The following is an 18,511-nucleotide window of genomic DNA, read 5'->3' on the forward strand; positions in this document are numbered from 1 at the left end:
CCCTCGCATTTATTGAGCAGCCAGTTTCAAACAAGGTGAAGAACCAGCGAAATGCGCAATGAAATTGTGAACGTAGTCGACGAAATCAAGCAGGCCATAAGCCTGCTGAGGAGGCATCTTTGACTGGGACCAGGCGATAAGACGACTGGACTGGTTGAATAACAAGGCAGAGGATCCGACCCTCTGGAATGATGCCGCAGAAGCACAGAAGCTGATGCGCGAGCGCCAGCAGCTTGATGACAGCATCAGCGGCGTTAAGGCGCTCGAGCAGCAGTTGAAAGACAACATTGAGCTGATCGAACTCGGCGAGATGGAAGGCGACAACGAGATCGTCAAGGATGCCGAAGACGCGCTGAAGGCACTCAAGAGTGAGGCAAACCGGCGTCAGGTGGAAGCCATGCTGTCGGGCGAAGCCGATGGCAACGATACCTACCTCGAAGTGCATTCCGGTGCAGGCGGTACAGAAAGTCAGGATTGGGCCAACATCCTGCTTCGCATGTATACCCGCTGGGCTGAGCGCGAGGGCTTCAAGGTCGAGGTACTCGAAGTTCATGATGGCGAAGAAGCGGGCATCAAGTCTGCTACGATCCTCGTCAAGGGCCACAATGCCTTCGGCTGGCTGAAGACGGAATCGGGCGTGCATCGTCTGGTTCGTATCTCGCCCTATGACAGCAACGCGCGCCGTCACACTTCTTTCTCCTCCATCTGGGTTTACCCGGTGGTGGACGATTCGATCCAGATCGACATCAACGAAAGCGACTGCCGCATCGATACCTACCGTTCGTCCGGTGCGGGCGGTCAGCACGTCAATACGACCGACTCGGCGGTTCGCATCACCCACATTCCGACGGGTATTGCGGTCGCCTGCCAGCAGGAGCGCTCCCAGCACAAGAACCGCGCCAAGGCGTGGGAAATGCTGCGTTCGCGTCTCTACGAGGTCGAGCTTCAGAAGCGGGAAGATGCCGCCAATGCGCAGGCTGCATCGAAAACCGATATCGGCTGGGGCCATCAGATCCGCTCGTACGTTCTGCAGCCGTACCAGTTGGTCAAGGATCTGCGCACCGGTGTTGAAAGCACAGCGCCTGGCAACGTTCTGGACGGCGATCTGAACGAGTTCATGGAGGCAGCCCTTGCCCATCGCATCAGCGGTGGCGCGGGTGTGGATGTGGCCGACATCGATTGATGATGGCCGGATTGCCGCAATGATGAAAATCGCCCCTCGCGGATCGGCTGCGAGGGGCTTTTTGTTTGAAGGATGTATGTTTTGAGACAGGCGCTTTACATCGTGGATGTTCAGGCGAGCTTCAATCCACCGCCATTGCTTGTGAGAGAGATCACCCGGCTCGCGCAGACCATTCCGAGCGCGGCAAGCGTCGAACGCCATGACGAAAGCATCACGCCGTTCGAACGGCAGCTCGGCTGGAAGCCAGGCAGGGATGACGACAGCCTCGTGCCAGCAGACCGGATTTTCATCAAATACGGCTACGCCCCGCCCAAAGAGGCGATCGACTATCTTCGTTCGCTGAATGTGGAACGTGTGTTGGTTTGCGGCATTCAGGCCGACACATGCGTGCTCGCTGCCGGCTTCGCACTGTTTGATGCCGGCCTCACGCCGACCTTGTTGCCGTGGCTGACGGTTGGCTCAAGCCTCGACCGCAGCGGTGAGCTTGGAGCGAAGCTTTGGAAACACCATTTCGGCGCCGTGCTGTCCGGGCCGCACGAATTGCTCGAATAGAGGTATCAGTTCGAAGCGCGTTCGATCTTCATCTCACCCAGCTCGTCGATGAGGATCGTCCAGCTTTCCGCTTCCTTCGCCATGCGGTCCGTCTTCAGGTGCACTGTGACGAAGAGGCCTGGGGCGCTGGGCGCGCCATTGGAACTTTCCGGGCGAATATCCGTGACGTAGGCCTGCATCTGGCCGAATTCTTCCAGTTCCACAGTCTCTAGAAGGCTCGGACCGTTTGCGGTAAGCGCTATGCGTTGCAGGTAGATCCGGGCCGTTCCATCGCCCTGCCGAAGCGCGATGACCTTGTAATATCCACGTGCCGGTGCTTCGGGAATCGTCCGCTGTCCCACCGTGCCGTTTGTTTCTGGCAGGTTCGGCTCTTCCCATCGTCCGCTGCTGGTCACGAAGATCGTGGAAACAGGCAGCGCGTTGATGTCCGGCGTTTGCGCTGGCACGCAGATCGTGCTGGCGACAAGAAGCAGTGCGACAAGGAGCGGTCTTTTCGGGTGCATCACGGTCTTCGTCAGTTGGTGAATTGCTCTGCAAGAATCCGATCCGACCATGAGCGGTCCGGGTCTGAAAGAATGCGGGCTGTCCGGTCCTGCGATTGCGCGATCCTGACATGGGTTACGGATTTGACTTCCGTGTGGTCTGCAACGGCATTGACGGGGCGCTTGTCGCGTTCAAGAACGTGAATATCGACCGTCACCTTATTCGGTAAAAGCGCACCGCGCCAGCGGCGTGGACGGAATGCGCTCACAGGCGTGAGCGCCAGAAGCGGCGATTCCAGTGGCAGGATCGGTCCATGCGCCGAAAAATTATAGGCCGTGGACCCGGCTGGTGTCGCCACCATCATGCCGTCACAGATCAGTTCTTCCAGACGCATCTTGCCGTCCACCTCGACGCGAAGCTTGGCGGCCTGATGGGATTGCCGGAACAGGCTGACCTCGTTCATGGCAAGGGCGGTGAACTCGTCACCGTCGGAATCCGTCGTCGTCATGCGCAGCGGGTGAAAGTCGTTGCCCGTTGCAACGTCGATACGTTCGCGCAATCCTTCGACCTTGTAGTCGTTCATCAGGAAACCGACAGAGCCACGGTTCATGCCATAAACCCGTTTGCCGGAGTTCATGGTTTCGTTCAGGACCTGCAGCATGAAACCATCGCCGCCAAGTGCGACGACTACTTCGGCTTCTTCAAACGGCATGTTGCCGTATTGGGTCGTCAGCTCCTCCAGCGCGGCCTGCGCATCCTCGGTTTTTGCTGCGACGAATGACAATGAAGAGCTAGAACGCGACATTCGCTTTCCTTGGCAAGGTCGCGGGACAGGGGCGACACGCGAAAAAGTGGGTGACTTGTTGAGGCAACTCGCAATCTTCCGGTCTCTAGGCGAATCGCCGGTGAAAAACACCGACCTATCGCAAGTATATTTTCCTTGGTACATGAAGAGCTTATGTCGCGACAAGCTATTTTGGACCGAGATCGGTTCCGCGGTCGCTTCCGGGCCGGATCCGGTCCACAGCTTCTTGTTTTCATGTGTCTGACAAGGGTTGCGATGGGCCGTGGTCTGGGGCAGGTTGCTCGGTAGCAATACGCGCCGACGTGGTCGGCGTCAGGCAGGAGGCAAGGCGTGGCTCTCAATTACTCAATCTACGATGTCTTTACCGATACGAGGATGGCGGGCAATCAGCTTGCGGTCATGTATGGTGGAGAAGGTCTGGACGATGCAACAATGCAGGCCATTGCAAGGGAAATGAACCTGTCGGAGACGGTGTTCGTCAACCCGTCCTCCAATCCGGCGCATTCCGCTTCGCTGCGCATATTCACGCCATTTGGCGAGCTTCCATTCGCCGGGCATCCGACGGTCGGCGCGGCTGTGGCGATCGCGGAGCGTCAGCATACGGCAGGCGGCGATCTCGATATGGTCAGCGTGCTGGAAGAGAAGGTCGGGCCGGTCCGCTGCGCGGTTAAAATCCGTGAGGGTGCGGCCAGTTTTGCCGAATTCGACCTGCCGCGAAAGTCAGCGCGTGTGGATCTGCCGCTCGACCACTCGAAACTGGCCGATGCGCTCGGTGTCAGCGAAGCCCATATCGGTTTCGAAAATCACGTTCCCTCGGTGTGGACGGCCGGTGTCGCCTTCCTGATGGTGCCGCTGCACAATCTTGCAGCCGTTCAGGAGATGGAGTTCGATGCGGGTCTATGGCTCAGAACCGCGCCTCTGGTGGAAGGGCGCCTTGCGGCGGCATTCATTTATTGTCGTGGCGGCGTCAATCATGCCGCGAAGTTCCATGCCCGTATGTTCTCTCCCGAAATGGGCATTCCCGAAGACCCGGCGACCGGTTCGGCCGTCGCTGCCATGTCCGGCGCGATCCATTATTTTGATGGCCTTTCCGATGGGCAATACCCGTTGCTGGTAGAGCAGGGCGTGGAGATGGGCCGTCCCTCGCACATTCATCTACGCATGGATATCAAGGATGGCGAGATTTCCCGTGCCCGCATCGGCGGCAATGCAGTGCGCGTAGCATCGGGCATTTTCGAGGTCTGACACCGACAGGCCAAGGCGAGACAGCCTGCCATTCAGCTTTTTTCGCAATCGAAAAAGAAAACCCCGGTCAGACGACCGGGGTTTTTGTTTGTTCAGTATTGCGTAGGATCAGTTGAACCGACCTGCCGCATGCGCGAGCATCGTGTAGACCTTGCCGGTATCCGAGGTGAGATAGGACTGCGTGACGGTCCGGTCGCGATCCGTGCGTGCCACGTCGGCAAGAAGCTTCTCGAAGTCTGCGATGTAACGATCGACAGCCGTGCGGAATTCCTGCTCGCGGTCGTACTTGCGCTTGATCTCGTCAAACGTCTGCTGGCCCTTCAGCGTGTAGAGACGACGCGTAAACACATCGCGCTCGCCGCGCTGGTAACGGCGCCACAGTTCGACCGAGGCATCGTGATCGATGGCGCGGGCGATATCGACGGAAAGCGAGTTCAGCGATTCGACCATGTGACGCGGGTTGCGGGTGTCGGCAGCGCGTGTCGGCTGTTCGGCCGCAGTACGCGGCGCGGAAGCGACAGGCGCGGCCTCCTGGCCGTCACGCGATGCCCCACGCAGCAGATCGCTGATCCAGCCGCCGCCTTCCTGACTGCGCTCTGCAGGTGCGGAACGGACCGCCTGACGGTTTTCGATCGGCAGGCCGCCACGCTGGCCGGGGGCCTGTGCGGCTGGCTGCGGTGAGACGCGCTGCTGAACCGGAGCAGGTGCCGGAGCGACCGGAGCAGGCGCAGGTGCGGCCGGCTGCTGGCGCACTTCGACGCGACGTTCGACCGGCTGCGTCGCCGCGATGGCGCGGGCCACGGGCTCGGACACTTCCATCTGCTGCGTCGATCGACCGACGAGCTGCGAAATATCCTGCAGCGCCTTGATCTGCTCGGAGACGGCGCGACGCATTGCTGCAGCGCTCTCCTTGGCTTCTTCCGGAAGATCGAAGGCGCCACGCTTCAGTTCAGCGCGGGTCGAGTCCAGTTCACGGCGGATATCATGGCTGGAGCGACGGATTTCGTCCGTTGCTCCGGCGAAGCGGGCAACGGCTTCTTCCACGGCCTGACGCAGCGTCTCACGCATGTTGGCCGCTGCGGCGTTCGACTTCTCGGAGGCACTGCCCAGCAGGGTATCGACTTCCGTAAGTGACGATTCCACACCGCCACGCAGGCGATTGACCAGCTCGTCGGAGTATTTCTGCGCATCGGCCAGCGTGCTCTCGATGGAGCGCGTGGCGTCCTGACCGGCGGAGAGCAGGGCGCCCCGCATGGTCTGGGCAGCCGTGCGCGCACGCTGTTCGGTTTCGTCCAGCGAGCGACCGATATCCGCGAAGGAGGACTGCAGATTGTCACGCAGGTTGCCCGCGACGTTCTGCGACCGTTCTTCGGCGGCAGTGAGCGTGTCTTCCACGGCGGTGATGACACCCCGCATGGAGTTTTCGATTTCCTCGGAGCGCTTGAGCAGGCCGACGGAAAGGCTGCGCAGGGCATCCTGACGTTCTTCCAGCGTGCCGACGAGGCTCGACTGGGCTGCGTTGAGCAGTTCGGAAGCCTGGCTCAGAACCTTGGAGTGTTCCTCGAAACGTCCGACGATACCGGCAACCTGCGCCAGAGTCTGACCGGAAATGTTCGACAGGCGGTCGATCTTTCCTTCCAGAAGACGGCTGGAGCTGGAAACCATGTCGGCGGCCTGGGACGCTGCTTCCGAGAAATGCGTCGCAGTCGAATTCAGCGTCTGATCTGCTGCGCTGAATTCCTGAGCTGCACGCTCGACGGCGGAGTTGAACTTCGCTGCCGACTGCTCGACAATCTCCGCCATTCCGTTATGCGTCTGAGAGAGCATGTCTGTGCTCTGGCGGGTGGCGGCAACCAGCTTGTTGGCGGCATCGCTGCCCACGCGACTGTACTTCTCGATACCCTGTTCCACGGCGTCAGCCATGGCGGTGTGGGTTTCGGACAGCATGTCTGTGCTCTGACGTGTCGCTGCGACGAGCTTGCTGGCGGCTTCGTTACCGGCATTTGCGTAGTCACTGATGGCCTGTTCGACCATGCCGACCATTCCGCTGTTGCTCTGCGAGAGCAGATCGGCGCTCTGCTGAGCTGCCGAAACGATCTTTTCGGCAGCTTCGCGTCCGATGGTGGCATATTCGTCGACGACCGGCTTGGCTTTCTCTTCGATCAGGCGAGACAGTTCTGCCGAACGGCTTGCCAGCATCGAGTTGAGTTCGCGGGTGCGGTTGTCGAGTGCCGAGCGGATGGATTCGCCCCGCGCATCGAGCGCCGATTCCACGCCGGTCAACGTTTCGGAAATCACGCCGACCTGCGAACGCACCACGGCTTCTGCTTCCGCAACCTTGCTGACGATGATGTTACCGGCTTCCGAGAATGTCTGGGCGACAGCAGCTGCCTGACCCGAAAGACGCGTCTGGGCATCCGAGATGCGATTGACGATTTCGCCGGAGCGATCCTCGATGGCTTTCGTGAAGGCTTCGTTCTGCGCCTGAACAAGTTCGGCAAATTCCGAGCCGGTCTTTGCGAGGAGGGTGGACGAGCGCGTTGCTTCTTCGCCGAGGCTTTCCGTGGCCGAGATGACGGCGCCGCGCAGGCTGAGCGCCAGATCGGTAGCCTTGCCTTCGATGGTGCGATTGACGTTTTCGAGGCCGATCGTCAGTGCGCGGTCCATCGTGCCGAGACGCTCATCGATCTTGCTCGAACCGCTGTCGAAGGTTTCCGCGAGACGACCGGTACGGCTTTCGAACGTGTCGGCGACGCGTGCCGTCTGTTCATCGAGAATACCGGTGATGCGCTGTGCTGCATCTTCACTGCTGCGAGCGAAGGCGGCGGTCTTGTCGTCAAGCGTTTCAGCGAAGCGACGGCTTGCGTCATCGATGGCCGTGTTGACATTGCCCAGGTCGCCTTGGACGCGCTGCTGCAACGAGTCGAGGCTGACTTCGATGCGCGTGCTGGTTTCGTCGAGACGGTTGGTGACGTTGCCGAGAGATGTCTCGATCCGTGTCGAAAGCTGGTCTGTCGCGCCGCTGATTTCGCGGGCCGCGTCGCTGATCTTGCCAGCAATCGCGCCAGCACCGTTGCGCAGGCGCTCTTCAAGTGTCGCAGCACTTCCGTCGATGGTTTTCTGCAGGTTTTCCTGCTGCGTTTCCAGCGAAAGTTCGAGCATGCTCGTGCTGGAGGCAACCGTCGTGCCGATCATCATTGCCTGTTCGGAGAGCAGATCGCTCATCTGCGTCGATGCGGACTTCAGCGTCGCAGCGATATCGGCGTGACGCTGGTCGAGAGTGGTGGCGATATCCGCCTGCGACTGCGAGAGGCGTGTTTCCAGAAGTGCAACGCCGTTATCGACTGTCTGCGAGAAGAGGCTGCTGCCGCCTTCGACCGCTGTCTCGATGCGATGAGCTGCACCTGCAACGCTTTCTTCGATAAGGCTGCTGTTGCGTTCCAGCGTGCCTGCAATGCGCTCCGCCTGCGAACCCAGCATTGTTTCAAGTCGATCGTGACCGCCAGCAAGCGCGTTTTCAAGCGTGAAAGCCGTTGCTTCAAGGCGCTGGCCAACACCGGCCGCTGCCAGTGACAGGGAGGCGGACTTGGCGTCGAGGGTTTCGGAAATCCGCTCTTCGGCCCCCGAAATGGCCATGTCCAGCGCCATCGTACGGCTATCGAGCGCGTCTGTAATGCGTTCCTCTGCATTCGATACGATGCCGCTGAGGGCCGCTGTGCGGCTATCCAGTGCAGAGGCGATACGGTCTTCGACACCGGCGACGACATCGTTGAGGGCCGCCGTGCGGCCTTCGATGACGTCTGCGATCTTTTCTTCGACACCCGAGAAGGTCATGTCGAGAGCCATGGAGCGGCTGTCGAGCACGTCCGCGATGCGTTCCTCTGCATTCGACACGATGCCGCTGAGGGCCGCTGTGCGGCTATCGAGTGCAGCGGCAATACGGTCTTCGACACCGGCGACGACATCGTTGAGGGCAGCCGTGCGGCCTTCGATGACGTCCGCGATCTTTCCTTCGACACCCGAGAATGTCATGTCGAGCGCCATTGTGCGGCTGTCGAGCGCGTCCGCAATGCGTTCCTCTGCATTCGACACAATGCCGCTGAGAGCCGCCGTTCGGCTATCGAGTGCGGAGGCAATACGGTCTTCGACACCGGCGACGACATCGTTGAGGGCAGCTGTGCGGCCTTCTATAACGTCTGCGATCTTTTCTTCGACACCCGAGAAGGTCATGTCGAGCGCCATTGTGCGGCTGTCGAGCACATCCGTAATACGCTCTTCCGCACCGTTCACGATGGTCTGGAGCGACGCCGTGCGGCTGTCGAGCGCTTCGGTGATCTTTTCTTCGACACCCGAGAAAGCCATGTCGATTGCCATGGTGCGGCTGTCAAGCACATCTGCGATGCGTTCTTCTGCACCGGAAACGACGGTGCTGAGAGCCGCGGTGCGGCCATCGAGCGCGTCCGCAATCTTCTCCTCAGCGCCAGCAACGATGCCAGCCAGGGCGGTGGTGCGGTGGTCGAGCGTCTCGGACAGTCTTTCCTCGACATTGGCGAAGGTCATGTCGAGAGACAGCGTGCGGCTGTCCATCGTATCGGCGATGCGTTCCTCGACACCGGAAATCGCGCTGGAGAGGGCAGCCGTGCGACCGTCCAGCGTATCCGCGATGCGGCTTTCAGCGCCTGACACGACCTCGTTGAGGGCTGCCGTGCGGCTTTCCAGTGTATCGGCAATGCGGTCTTCGATGCCGGTGACAGCGCCGGTAATGGCGGCCGCGCGGGTTTCCAGCGTTTCAGCCAGGCGACGCTCGACGTCAGCGACCACGTTGTTGATGGCTGCAGCCCGTTCATCGAGCAGTGCTGCGAGGTGTTCAGCCGTACCGGATACAGAGCTGGTGATGGCCTGCGAACGGCTGGCAAGCGCCTCATCGAAGCGGTTCTGGCTGGCAGAAAGCGCGCCGAACAAGGCATTGCTGCGTTCGGCAAGCACGCTGTCGATCTTTTCATGAGTATCGGCGAATGCGCCGGTGATTTCGGCTGTACGTTGACCAAGAGCGTCGCTGAAGGCGCGGGTGCGCTCATCGAGCGCGCTTTCCAGCATTTCCTGGCCGGTTCCGAGTGCTGTCGCCAGTGCCAGAGACTGATCGGTCATCTTTGCACCAAGGCGTTCGATGTTGCCGTTCAGCATGGTTTCGAAGGCTTCAGAGCCGCCTGCAACGGTTTCGTTGATACGAGCGAGGCTCTCCATCAGCTTGCTGTCGAGGCTGCCGGCACGCTGGTCAAAGGCGCTTGCAAATTCGGCAACGCGCTCGTCGAACGCGGAGTTGACAAGGCCAACGGTTGCCTGCAGGCGCTCTTCGAACAAGCCGGAACGCAGATCTAGATCCATGATCGCGTCGTCTGCCGTGCTCTGCAGGTTCTGGCGGAACGAAAGACCCTTTTCTTCCAGCGTCGCCCCGAGCTTGTCGAGAACCGTATCCAGCGAACCGTCGATGATCTGTTGACCACGCTCGATGTTACGATTGAGTTCGAGTGTGCGGTTCGAAAGCGTATCGTTAAGCTGGCGCGTACGCTCCTCGAGTGCGTTATTGAGGCTTTCCGTACCGCTGTCCAGCGTCGAGGCGTGGATTGCAAAACGTTCCAGCAGCACTTCGCCACGCTCGTCCAGCGTGGAGGCGAGGTTGTGCAGGCGCATGTCGAATTCGTTGGAGAGCGCCGAGCCGGAAGAACTGAGGGCCTGAAGCAGATTCTCCGTCTTGGCGGCAATCAGGCTGCCCATGGCTTCGGTCGAAGCCCGCGATTTCTCAAGCAGGGCTGCCGAGCGCGTGTCGATCATGGAAGCGAAAGCCTCGCCTGTGGTGGCAATGCGCATCGACAGCTCTTCGCTGACGATGGACAGTTCTTCCTTGATCTGATCCTGTGCGCCGATGATGGACGAGCGGATGCGTTCCGCATGATTGACGATCGCGTCGCGTTCTGCGGTCAGTTCCTGTACGAGGCTACGAACGCGCAATTCGTTGTCCGCGTAGCTGCGCTCGAGTGCATTGACTTCTGAATGGACGAGGGTTTCGAGTTCCGTGGCACGGGCGATCGTGCGTTCAATCCCGTCGTTCATGGCCGAAACTTCGCGGCGAACGGCCTGACCCACCGACATGATGCGGTCGGATGCAACGGTTTCCGGTTCTGCAAGGCGAAGTGCGACTTCCGCCATGGAACGGGCAGCGTTGCGCAGATCCCTGGCGCGCGCCATCATGATGGCGAAGGCGAAGAACAGCATGACGGGAATGATGATGCCGACAATGATCGCCATCAGACCGGGAATAGCCGCAAGGTCGGCAAGCGAACTGATGTTCCACAGACTGTCGCCGTAAAACAGGTGCGCGACACCGAGGCCGCCGATGGCCCAGATGACCGACATGATGGCCGCATTGCGCAGCGCCCCGCCGATCGATCCGCCTTCCAGCGACTTCAGGATCATCGCCGGGCTGCGTTTTGAGCCGTCATTGGCCGCTTCCAGATTGGGGGATTTGGGCGCCTGTTCGGCCGCAGCGCGCGCCGGTTCGGGTGCAGGACGCTGCTGTCTGCTGGCTTCCTTCAATCTGGCCTCCGGCTGTTTCGGCGTTGTAGATTTTCGCTGCTCCGGCGTGTCCTCGAAGGCGCCGAGTTGCAAGGCGTCTTCCAACGCCTGAAATGCAGTCTCGTCGACAGAGTCGCTAATCTTGTTGTTCGCCATGCGGTTACGCCTCGTTACACATACGCCCGGCTTCATGCCGTTCACCCGTTTGCCGCCCGCAAACGAATTTCCGCCATCTGCCAGCAGAACTGCCCCCTCGATAAGGGGAGTGATTCCGCTCATTACAAATTCCCGGAAGCTGGTGATCCAGCTTTCGGGCAAAATTACATCACTGTGCCGTAATAACAAAGCTTGAGCGAAAGCCTGGTTGGAACGGCAGTACCGTAGTGACACATTTGCGTCTTCGAAACAATTAATGCGGATTAGCAGGGAGGGCGAAGTGTCGGCTTTTTAACAGTTTTTAAACCTAGGTTCCGCGCGGAATGCCTTGTTTCGTATAAGTTTAACATAAATTAACCATAGCGAAAGATTTTCACCGGGCGAACGCCGTAATTTAAGCCGATAGCGCCGCCATACATGCGTAAATCCGGCACAGATGTGACGCAAAACAAGAAACGGCGAAACAAACAAGGAATTCAGACATGGCAGCGGTCAGTATTGCTTTCGAAGCTCCGGACAATTCCGGCGGTGCAGCGCCCGCCACGATAAAGCCCATCGATTTCGTTCATCTTTCCCGTCAGACGATGGGTGACAAGGAACTTGAGATCGAAGTTCTTCAACTCTTCAGCCGCAGCGCCCGTGCTGCTTTGCATGAACTGAATGGTGCCGACCCCCTCGCAGTCAAGGCGATCGCGCATCGACTGAAGGGGGCGGCCAATGCCGTTGGTGCATTCACCGTCTCGTCCGCGGCCGCCGTCGTTGAGGATCAGGCGGGAGATGGCGCGGCCATGGCGAAGCTTGTCGCCGCCATCGTCGAAGCGGAAAATTTCGTTCTCAAGCTCTGCCGCTAAGCGAAGATTGGCCGATTTTGTCGGGCCGGTCCGGCTTGGTGCCGCATCTGCGGGTTGCCAAGCGGGGTCGGCCTTTCTATGTGTTTAGATCAATTCTTAGAAGCCACCTCATTTAAAGAACACCACCTGGATTTCCGACATGACCAAACTGACCATCGTCGCCTTTGACGGCACGTCCCATGAACTTGATGTGAGCAACGGTTCCACCGTCATGGAGAACGCGGTACGCAACTCCATTCCCGGTATCGATGCGGAATGTGGCGGCGCCTGTGCCTGTGCGACCTGTCATGTCTATGTGGACGACGCGTGGACGGAGAAGGTCGGCGGTCCCGAGCCGATGGAAGAGGACATGCTCGATTTCGCGTTCGATGTACGTCCGACGTCGCGTCTTTCCTGTCAGATCAAGATGAACGACGAGTTGGATGGCCTCATCGTTCATGTGCCTGAGCGCCAAGGCTGATATCCGATAATTCTTCCGTACACACAAAGAACCCCGCTCGCCTTATTGGGAGGAGAGCGGGGCGAGGTGGGTACGCAGCATGCAGGCGAGGGAGGAAACACCTGCGAGCCCTCAGGTGCGCACCGGGAGAACCGCTTTCGTACGTCTTATACCGATGGTTTTGTTCAGCTTCTTCCTGAACTCTTTGTTTGTTAGGAAAGGCTACAATGAGTCTCTTCCGGCGCGCCATGGCGAGAAGTTATCGGTAAAATCGGGTATGACGTAACGTCACGTGCCGTTTTGCCAACTCGCAAAAACAACACGTCAAACCCCTGATTTTCCTCTGGCGATATGGCGTTTGGCAATGAAACCGCCCTATCGGCGGTCCTTGCCTTGCTCCAGGCGGTGCTTCAGTAGCCGCGTCATGCGCGCATCGAAGTTCTTCGATTCCACCACATCGAAACGGTACTGGTCCTTGTCATGCTCTTCCATGACGGTCTGGGTGATCTTTCCGGCCATTTCCTGCAGCTTGTCGCAGGATGACTGCGGCCGCATCGCCTTCAGCTGTCTTTCGAGCGAGCGTGCATAGGTTCGGGCGATTTCGGCGTGCCGTTCCTCATGCCGTTTGATATCGGCAAGCAGCGTGTCCCAGATGAAGCCAAGCTCCGCCGTGGTCCGGCGCCGGTTTTTCCATTGCGGCAGCAGGATGCGCGTGTTCAGCAACACCTTGGCCGTACCGACGCTGCAAAGTCCGTTTCGTTCGACATAGGTCACATCGCCGCCAAACTTGATTTCCGTCGCACCGGGATGACGCGCGCCTGTCGCTTTCGTGAGCGGGCCGTGGCTGGAAAGCTCCTTGTCCAGATCCGCCGCCGTTTTTCCTCCGATCGAAAAGTAGGAATAGCTCTTGCGGAGAATTGTTTCCGGAAACGCTGTCCCGGGCAGGGAAAGGGCCAGTGCGCCAGCGAGAATGGCACAAAAGGCGCGGTTTGGTCGTGTCATTACCCGGCCTTCCGGTTGAATTCGAAAAACGTTTGCTGCATAGGCGGAGCGGAACTTATAAGGCTTTGCATAACACTCCGTTATTCCTGAAAGGCTCGTGTTACGTGATAACAGCCAGCAGCAATGTGTGGCAAGCGGCCCATGGCCGCTCCCTGAAACTTGATGGACGTGGCCGTATTATGGCCATCGTCAATGCCACACCCGACTCATTTTCCGATGGCGGCCGCTATCTCGCCGCCGATCAGGCGTTTTCCCACGCCATCAAATGTGTGGAAGAAGGCGCGGATATCATCGATATCGGCGGGGAATCGACGCGTCCCGGTGCAGCGGATGTCACAGAGGTCGAGGAGCAGGACCGCGTATTGCCGGTAATCGAAAGACTGGCGCGCGAGAGCGACGTTCTGATCTCCGTTGACACCTACCGCGCCTCGACGGCAAAGCTGGCAATCGAGGCTGGAGCCCACATCGTCAACGATGTCTTCGGCCTTCAGAAGGATGTGGACATGGCGGGTGTCGTCGCGACGGCGGGTGCTGGCGTCTGCATCATGCACACCGGTCGTGAGCGGCAAAAACGTGACGATGTCATAGAGGATCAGTTCGAATTCCTGAACGTCTCGCTCGATATCGCCTCAAAAGCTGGCATAGCCCGGGACAACATCGTGCTTGATCCCGGTTTTGGCTTTGCCAAGGATACGGATGAAAACGTCGAGCTGATGGCGCGTTTTCGTGAACTCGATGCGTTCGGTCTGCCGATTCTGGCTGGAACGTCCCGAAAGCGTTTCGTCGGGTCGTTGACGGGCAGGGAGATCGCGTCCGATCGCGATATCGGGACCGCAGCGACGACGGCGATTCTCCGCATGGCGGGAGCCTCTGTCTTCCGCGTTCACAATGTTGCCATGACACGCGACACGCTGGCGATTGCCGATGCGGTGTTCGCCCGCGTATCGAATGCCTGAAGGGAAGGCTGACACATGAGCTGCTACACCATCGTACTGAAAAACTGTTCGTTCTTCGCCCGTCATGGTCTTCTCGAACAGGAGGAGGTGCTGGGACAGCGCTTTTTCGTGGATGCCGAGATGGAAGTCGAGGCGGGGGACGCGCTTGAAACCGACACGATTGAAAACACCGTGGATTACGGCGTTGCCTTCGCTGTCATTGAGAAGATCGTGGTGGGGCAGCGCCGGTATCTGATCGAGGCTCTGGCGAACGACATCGCCAAGGCGTTGCGCGAACGCTATCCCCAGATCGTGCGGGTCCGCATCACCGTACGCAAGCCGTCCGCGCCGGTTCCCGGTATTCTGGATTATGCGCAGGTGAGTGTCGAGCATCATGCCTGACGTGGTGCCGGAGATCATGAAAGTCGCCACACTCGGTCTTGGCGGGAATGTGGGGGATCCGAAGGCTGCGATGGCGCAGGCGCTGCACGATCTCGACGCACGCGCTGACTGCCGGCTCCTGGCAGTCTCGGCGCTTTACCGCACGCCGCCATGGGGAAAGACGGATCAGGCGGACTTTTTCAACTGCTGCGCCATGATCGAAACGAGCCTGTCCGCGGAAGCGCTACTTCAGACATGCCTTGAAATCGAAAAAAGCATGAAACGCGTCAGGATCGAGCGCTGGGGGCCGCGCACCATCGATATCGATGTGCTGACCTATGGAGATGAGTCCCTCGTCACGGAGAGTATCGAGGTGCCGCATCCGCGCATGACTGAGCGTGCGTTCGTGCTGATGCCGCTGGCGGATATCGCCCCAGAGCTTCCCGTCAACGGCCGCACGGTGCGTGACTGGCTGGAGGGTGTGGACACAGCCGGCATCGTCAAGGCAAACGAAAAGCGGGAGTGGTGGACACTCCCGCTCTGAAAAAGCTCACGAAAAGATAGTGATCAGGGTTTGATGGAGCCGACAGCCATATTGTCGATGTCACGAGCCAGCGTCAGGCCGATGACCGGCACCATCTGGTCTGCGACCTTCACCGAAATCGTGATGTTCATCGAATTGTCGCTGGAAACGCGTGCGACCATGGCGCCGTTCAGCTTCGCGCGGTTGATACCGACGACAACCTTGTCGCCGCTTACCTGGCCGGAAATGATGTCCAGCCCCTTGCCTTCAGCGCCGTCGAGGAACTTGCCTTCGTAGCTGTTGCCCTTCTGGCTGATGACGGCCGACATGGGCTGGCTGAAGACGCCGACCCGGCAGGTGCCGCCAAGCTTGATACCGGTGTTCTTGTCCTCGAGCGGTTCGCCAGTCAGGTCGCAGGTGAATTTCGTGCCCTTGTATTTGCCGGCGACAATCTCGCCCGGTCCCTTCCAGCTTCCGGCAACGGAACGGAAGAACACGTCGTCACGATCGCGCGAGGCAGCCTGAACATCGGAAATTCCCAGGCCACCGCTGAAGGACATAGCGGCGGCAAGTCCGCCCAGAAGCGAAAAGAAGCGCGAATACATGATACTTTCCCCGGCGAAGAAGCCTTGTTCGATGACGGGCAATCTACCGGCGGAATGGTTAATGAACGGTTTATTTGGGCTTCGGGCGGCTCAAACTCCGTAACCTTTTGAAGCGCCGGGCGCCCCTGTCATCAGGCTTTTTCACGGTTTTTTCCGCCAGTCAGGTCGGGCGTCAGATCGGACATGAAATCGCCGATCCCGGGACGTTTGACCGCCCTGAACGGTAGCGGACGGCACAGGTCCATGGCGGCAATGCCGATTCGCGCTGTCATCAAACCGTTGATGACGCCCTCGCCAAGGCGAGCGGAAAGCTTGGAGGCGAGGCCGTGCCCGAGCACCTGTTGGGCAAGCCCGTCACCGACAGCAATCGAGCCGGTGACGGCCAGATGGGCGACGACGTCGCGCAGGAGGCGCAGCATGCCGAGCGTGCCGGGACGTCCGCCGTAAAGTTCGGCCATGGCGCGCACCAGACGCGTCACTTCAAACAGCACATAGGCCAGGTCGACGATGGCGCGCGGGCTGACCGCGGTTACGACCGACACCCGCTTCGATGCATTGAGGATCAGCGCACGCGCCTGCCGGTCTAGGGGGATGAGCAGTTCACGCTCGGCAAGATCGATCAGATGAGGACCGTCGATCACATCATTGTCGGTTTCTTTCAGCGTCGCACGCCCCTTGGCCGTTTCTGCGCGATGCGACAGCACAGCATTGAGGCGGGCCACGATGGCGCGTGCGGCAGCCGGACTTCTCTCGAGGCTCGCCGCTTCGGCATCGGTCTTCAGCGCCTGGACGGCGTTGAGCCGCACGATTCCGAAGACCTCCCGGCCCACGAGTACGAGAACGGCAAAGATGGCGAGGATCAAGGCTATGCTGGCGGTGTAACCCAGCCAGTCGGAGCGGGTGAAGAGATCGCGGACAAGCTGGTCAGCCCAAAGCCCAAAGGCGAGCGAAAACAGCACGCCGAGCGCACCAAGCGCGAGCTTGCCGAAGGAAAACCGCGTCTTTTTCGGTGTGGCGACGGGCAAGGCGCTGGCATCGATGTCGTCAGGGGTCACGAACGGGTCGTTTTCCTCTGGCGTCATCGTCACTTCGCTCGCAAAACTCTGCGGTACGCGCTTCTGTTTGGCGGAGGGGTTTTCCGTTGTTTCGGGTTCAAGCGTGAAGGCCGCAGGGCGACGTGTCTTTTGATCGCTGGGTGTAGGAAGCTTCATGCGAGCTTGTCTCCGAAAAGGAACTGCATGGCGCGGTCGAGCCGTATGTGCGGCACCGACAGGCGGATGCCGCCACTGCCGGGTTCGTCGACGGCGGGCGGACGAAAGCGCACCACGTTGACGTCCGGCAGCGTTGCTTTGTCTCCGTCCGCATCGATACTGCGAAACAGCGGTTCGGGATGCTCAGGCAGGTCGCCGGGGAAAATGGCCGTCTTGCGATTGCCGTCGAAGGTTTCGCCGTTGATCGTTTCTCCGGCAATCGGCGTACCGACGATCACAGGCAGGTTTTGGCCATCTTGGCGCACGCTTGCCTCCTTGGTGGCGCGCACCGAGGCAAGCGCCATCACTTCGATGCCCGCGCCGCTCATGCCGATGGTGGTGACGGCGCGGTCCACAAGACGGCGTGTCAGGCGCTCCAGCCGGTCGTGGCTTTCGTGGTGAAGGTGGTCCGCCTTGGTGGCGGCAATCAGTACCTTGTCGATGCGCCTGCCAAGCAGGGACGACAACAGGCTGTTGGTACCTGGGCGGAAGCAGGCAAGCACGTCACCCAGCGCCCGTTCCAGATCCTGTACCGCCTCAGGGCCACGATTGACGGCCTGTAGCGTGTCGATCAGTACGATCTGACGGTCGAGGCGGGCAAAGTGCTCGCGAAAGAACGGTTTGACGACGATGGACTTGTAGGCGTCGTAACGCCGCTCCATCATGGCGCGCAACGATCCCTTCGGGGCTTTTTCGTCGGTCAGGCCGGGCAGAGGGGCAAAAGTCAGCGCTGGCGATCCTTCAAGGTCGCCCGGCATCAGGAAGCGGCCGGGCGGGAGGGTCGACAGGGAGCGTTCGTCCGATTTGCAGGCCTTGAGGTAAGCAGCAAAGCTTTCGGCAAGCCGCCGCGCCGTCATTTCGTCGGCCGGTCCATTGAGATCGAGCGAGGAAGCGATTGCCAGCCACTCTCGCGCGAGTTCCGCCCGCACACCCGTTTTCGCCAGAGCAACGGTGCTGTCGCTGAAACTCTTGTAGTCCTGCGAAAGCAACGGCAGATCCAGCAACCACTCTCCTGGATAATCGACGATATCGATGGAGAGCTTGCCGGGCGAGAACCAGCGGCCCCAACCGCTGGCGCTCTGGTAATCGAGCGTAATGCGCAATTCGGAAATGGCACGTGTCGAATCGGGCCACAGCCGGTCGCGCACCAGCGCCTGAATGTGATCCTCGTACTGAAAGCGGGGAATGGCGTCATCCGGCTGCGGCTCCAGCCGCAGATTGGAAACACGGCCCGAGCGCACCGCTTCGAACAGCGGCAGGCGTCCACCGTTCAGCAGATTGTGGACGAGGGAGGATATGAAAACCGTCTTTCCAGCCCTGGAAAGGCCCGTCACTCCGAGCCGCAATGTCGGGTGGGTGAGGGTGCTTGCACGGTCGGCCAGATTGTCCAAAGCGACGAGGGCGCTGTCAGTCAGGGACGTAAATGAAGGCGGCAATGGCGGTTTCCCGTCTGGTTTCGATAATTACGCCAACAATATAGGAAATTTTCGTGCCCAAAAAAGAAGCGGAATGACGGAATTTCTCGTCA

At 59.7% G+C, this 18,511-nt stretch carries 15 protein-coding genes; 8 read left to right on the top strand and 7 right to left on the bottom strand.

The window, feature by feature from the left end:
- The first annotated feature begins 51 nt into the window (after window positions 1–51).
- Together prfB and N7578_RS15290 are read left to right on the top strand one after the other, a co-directional pair.
- Window positions 52–1,183 (top strand): peptide chain release factor 2 gene (prfB, locus tag N7578_RS15285; protein ID WP_311111141.1). Its coding sequence is split into 2 segments (ribosomal slippage): window positions 52–120 and window positions 122–1,183, totalling 1,131 coding nucleotides; the frame shifts between segments, so codons are not numbered across the junction.
- An 81-nt stretch (window positions 1,184–1,264) separates the two neighbouring features.
- Window positions 1,265–1,735, top strand: coding sequence for a cysteine hydrolase family protein (locus tag N7578_RS15290; protein WP_311111142.1), 471 nt, complete (start codon window positions 1,265–1,267; stop codon window positions 1,733–1,735).
- A gap of 5 nt (window positions 1,736–1,740) precedes the next feature.
- On the opposite strand, the gene N7578_RS15295 is transcribed toward N7578_RS15290, so the two are convergent.
- Complete coding sequence (locus N7578_RS15295; RefSeq protein WP_311111143.1) at window positions 1,741–2,238, bottom strand: hypothetical protein; 498 nt, start codon at window positions 2,236–2,238, stop codon at window positions 1,741–1,743.
- Between the two features lie 11 nt (window positions 2,239–2,249).
- The gene (locus N7578_RS15300; protein WP_311111144.1) at window positions 2,250–3,023 is read right to left on the bottom strand and encodes an NAD kinase; all 774 of its coding nucleotides are present in this window, start codon (window positions 3,021–3,023) and stop codon (window positions 2,250–2,252) included.
- Between the two features lie 330 nt (window positions 3,024–3,353).
- Here N7578_RS15300 and N7578_RS15305 point away from each other — a divergent pair, with 330 nt between their 5' ends.
- The gene (locus N7578_RS15305; RefSeq protein WP_311111145.1) at window positions 3,354–4,268 is read left to right on the top strand and encodes a PhzF family phenazine biosynthesis protein; all 915 of its coding nucleotides are present in this window, start codon (window positions 3,354–3,356) and stop codon (window positions 4,266–4,268) included.
- A 108-nt stretch (window positions 4,269–4,376) separates the two neighbouring features.
- Here the strand turns inward: N7578_RS15305 and N7578_RS15310 are convergent, their stop codons facing one another.
- On the bottom strand, window positions 4,377–10,997 hold the full coding sequence (locus tag N7578_RS15310; RefSeq protein WP_311112521.1) for a hypothetical protein: 6,621 nt from the start codon (window positions 10,995–10,997) through the stop codon (window positions 4,377–4,379).
- A 482-nt stretch (window positions 10,998–11,479) separates the two neighbouring features.
- Here N7578_RS15310 and N7578_RS15315 point away from each other — a divergent pair, with 482 nt between their 5' ends.
- Both N7578_RS15315 and N7578_RS15320 read left to right on the top strand, forming a co-directional pair.
- On the top strand, window positions 11,480–11,848 hold the full coding sequence (locus N7578_RS15315; RefSeq protein ID WP_311111146.1) for an Hpt domain-containing protein: 369 nt from the start codon (window positions 11,480–11,482) through the stop codon (window positions 11,846–11,848).
- A 139-nt stretch (window positions 11,849–11,987) separates the two neighbouring features.
- On the top strand, window positions 11,988–12,308 hold the full coding sequence (locus tag N7578_RS15320; RefSeq protein WP_311111147.1) for a 2Fe-2S iron-sulfur cluster-binding protein: 321 nt from the start codon (window positions 11,988–11,990) through the stop codon (window positions 12,306–12,308).
- A gap of 354 nt (window positions 12,309–12,662) precedes the next feature.
- On the opposite strand, the gene N7578_RS15325 is transcribed toward N7578_RS15320, so the two are convergent.
- Complete coding sequence (locus tag N7578_RS15325) at window positions 12,663–13,289, bottom strand: DUF922 domain-containing Zn-dependent protease (RefSeq protein WP_311111148.1); 627 nt, start codon at window positions 13,287–13,289, stop codon at window positions 12,663–12,665.
- 179 nt (window positions 13,290–13,468) lie between these two features.
- Here N7578_RS15325 and folP point away from each other — a divergent pair, with 179 nt between their 5' ends.
- Genes folP through folK form a run of 3 tightly spaced genes read left to right on the top strand, consistent with a single transcriptional unit; the run spans window position 13,469 to window position 15,149 of the window.
- Window positions 13,469–14,245 (top strand): dihydropteroate synthase, encoded by a 777-nt coding sequence (folP, locus tag N7578_RS15330; RefSeq protein ID WP_311111149.1) that lies wholly within the window; start codon window positions 13,469–13,471, stop codon window positions 14,243–14,245.
- Between the two features lie 15 nt (window positions 14,246–14,260).
- Entirely contained in the window at window positions 14,261–14,626 is a 366-nt protein-coding gene (folB, locus tag N7578_RS15335) for a dihydroneopterin aldolase (RefSeq protein ID WP_311111150.1), read from the top strand.
- Between the two features lie 16 nt (window positions 14,627–14,642).
- On the top strand, window positions 14,643–15,149 hold the full coding sequence (folK, locus tag N7578_RS15340; protein WP_311111151.1) for a 2-amino-4-hydroxy-6-hydroxymethyldihydropteridine diphosphokinase: 507 nt from the start codon (window positions 14,643–14,645) through the stop codon (window positions 15,147–15,149).
- Window positions 15,150–15,172: 23 nt separating this feature from the next.
- On the opposite strand, the gene N7578_RS15345 is transcribed toward folK, so the two are convergent.
- From N7578_RS15345 to N7578_RS15355, 3 genes are all read right to left on the bottom strand, one after another.
- The gene (locus N7578_RS15345; RefSeq protein WP_311111152.1) at window positions 15,173–15,733 is read right to left on the bottom strand and encodes a hypothetical protein; all 561 of its coding nucleotides are present in this window, start codon (window positions 15,731–15,733) and stop codon (window positions 15,173–15,175) included.
- A 131-nt stretch (window positions 15,734–15,864) separates the two neighbouring features.
- Window positions 15,865–16,944, bottom strand: coding sequence for a YcjF family protein (locus N7578_RS15350; protein ID WP_311111153.1), 1,080 nt, complete (start codon window positions 16,942–16,944; stop codon window positions 15,865–15,867).
- Window positions 16,941–18,419: a YcjX family protein gene (locus tag N7578_RS15355; RefSeq protein ID WP_311111154.1), complete on the bottom strand. Its 1,479-nt coding sequence runs from the start codon at window positions 18,417–18,419 to the stop codon at window positions 16,941–16,943. Before N7578_RS15355 ends, N7578_RS15350 begins: the two co-directional genes overlap by 4 nt.
- Window positions 18,420–18,511: the final 92 nt, after the last annotated feature.

It is taken from the genome of Agrobacterium tumefaciens (assembly GCF_031801495.1).
GTDB classification, from domain to species: Bacteria; Pseudomonadota; Alphaproteobacteria; order Rhizobiales; family Rhizobiaceae; genus Agrobacterium; species Agrobacterium tumefaciens_K.

Excerpts from the sequence above, each read along its gene's own strand:
- N7578_RS15350 (WP_311111153.1), bottom strand. The coding sequence starts at position 16,944 with ATGAAGCTTCCTACACCCAGCGATCAAAAGACACGTCGCCCTGCGGCC.
- folP (WP_311111149.1), top strand. The coding sequence starts at position 13,469 with ATGGCCATCGTCAATGCCACACCCGACTCATTTTCCGATGGCGGCCGC.
- N7578_RS15310 (WP_311112521.1), bottom strand. The coding sequence starts at position 10,997 with ATGGCGAACAACAAGATTAGCGACTCTGTCGACGAGACTGCATTTCAG.
- folK (WP_311111151.1), top strand. The coding sequence starts at position 14,643 with ATGAAAGTCGCCACACTCGGTCTTGGCGGGAATGTGGGGGATCCGAAG.
- N7578_RS15325 (WP_311111148.1), bottom strand. The coding sequence starts at position 13,289 with ATGACACGACCAAACCGCGCCTTTTGTGCCATTCTCGCTGGCGCACTG.
- N7578_RS15345 (WP_311111152.1), bottom strand. The coding sequence starts at position 15,733 with ATGTATTCGCGCTTCTTTTCGCTTCTGGGCGGACTTGCCGCCGCTATG.
- N7578_RS15315 (WP_311111146.1), top strand. The coding sequence starts at position 11,480 with ATGGCAGCGGTCAGTATTGCTTTCGAAGCTCCGGACAATTCCGGCGGT.
- folB (WP_311111150.1), top strand. The coding sequence starts at position 14,261 with ATGAGCTGCTACACCATCGTACTGAAAAACTGTTCGTTCTTCGCCCGT.
- N7578_RS15300 (WP_311111144.1), bottom strand. The coding sequence starts at position 3,023 with ATGTCGCGTTCTAGCTCTTCATTGTCATTCGTCGCAGCAAAAACCGAG.
- N7578_RS15320 (WP_311111147.1), top strand. The coding sequence starts at position 11,988 with ATGACCAAACTGACCATCGTCGCCTTTGACGGCACGTCCCATGAACTT.
- N7578_RS15295 (WP_311111143.1), bottom strand. The coding sequence starts at position 2,238 with ATGCACCCGAAAAGACCGCTCCTTGTCGCACTGCTTCTTGTCGCCAGC.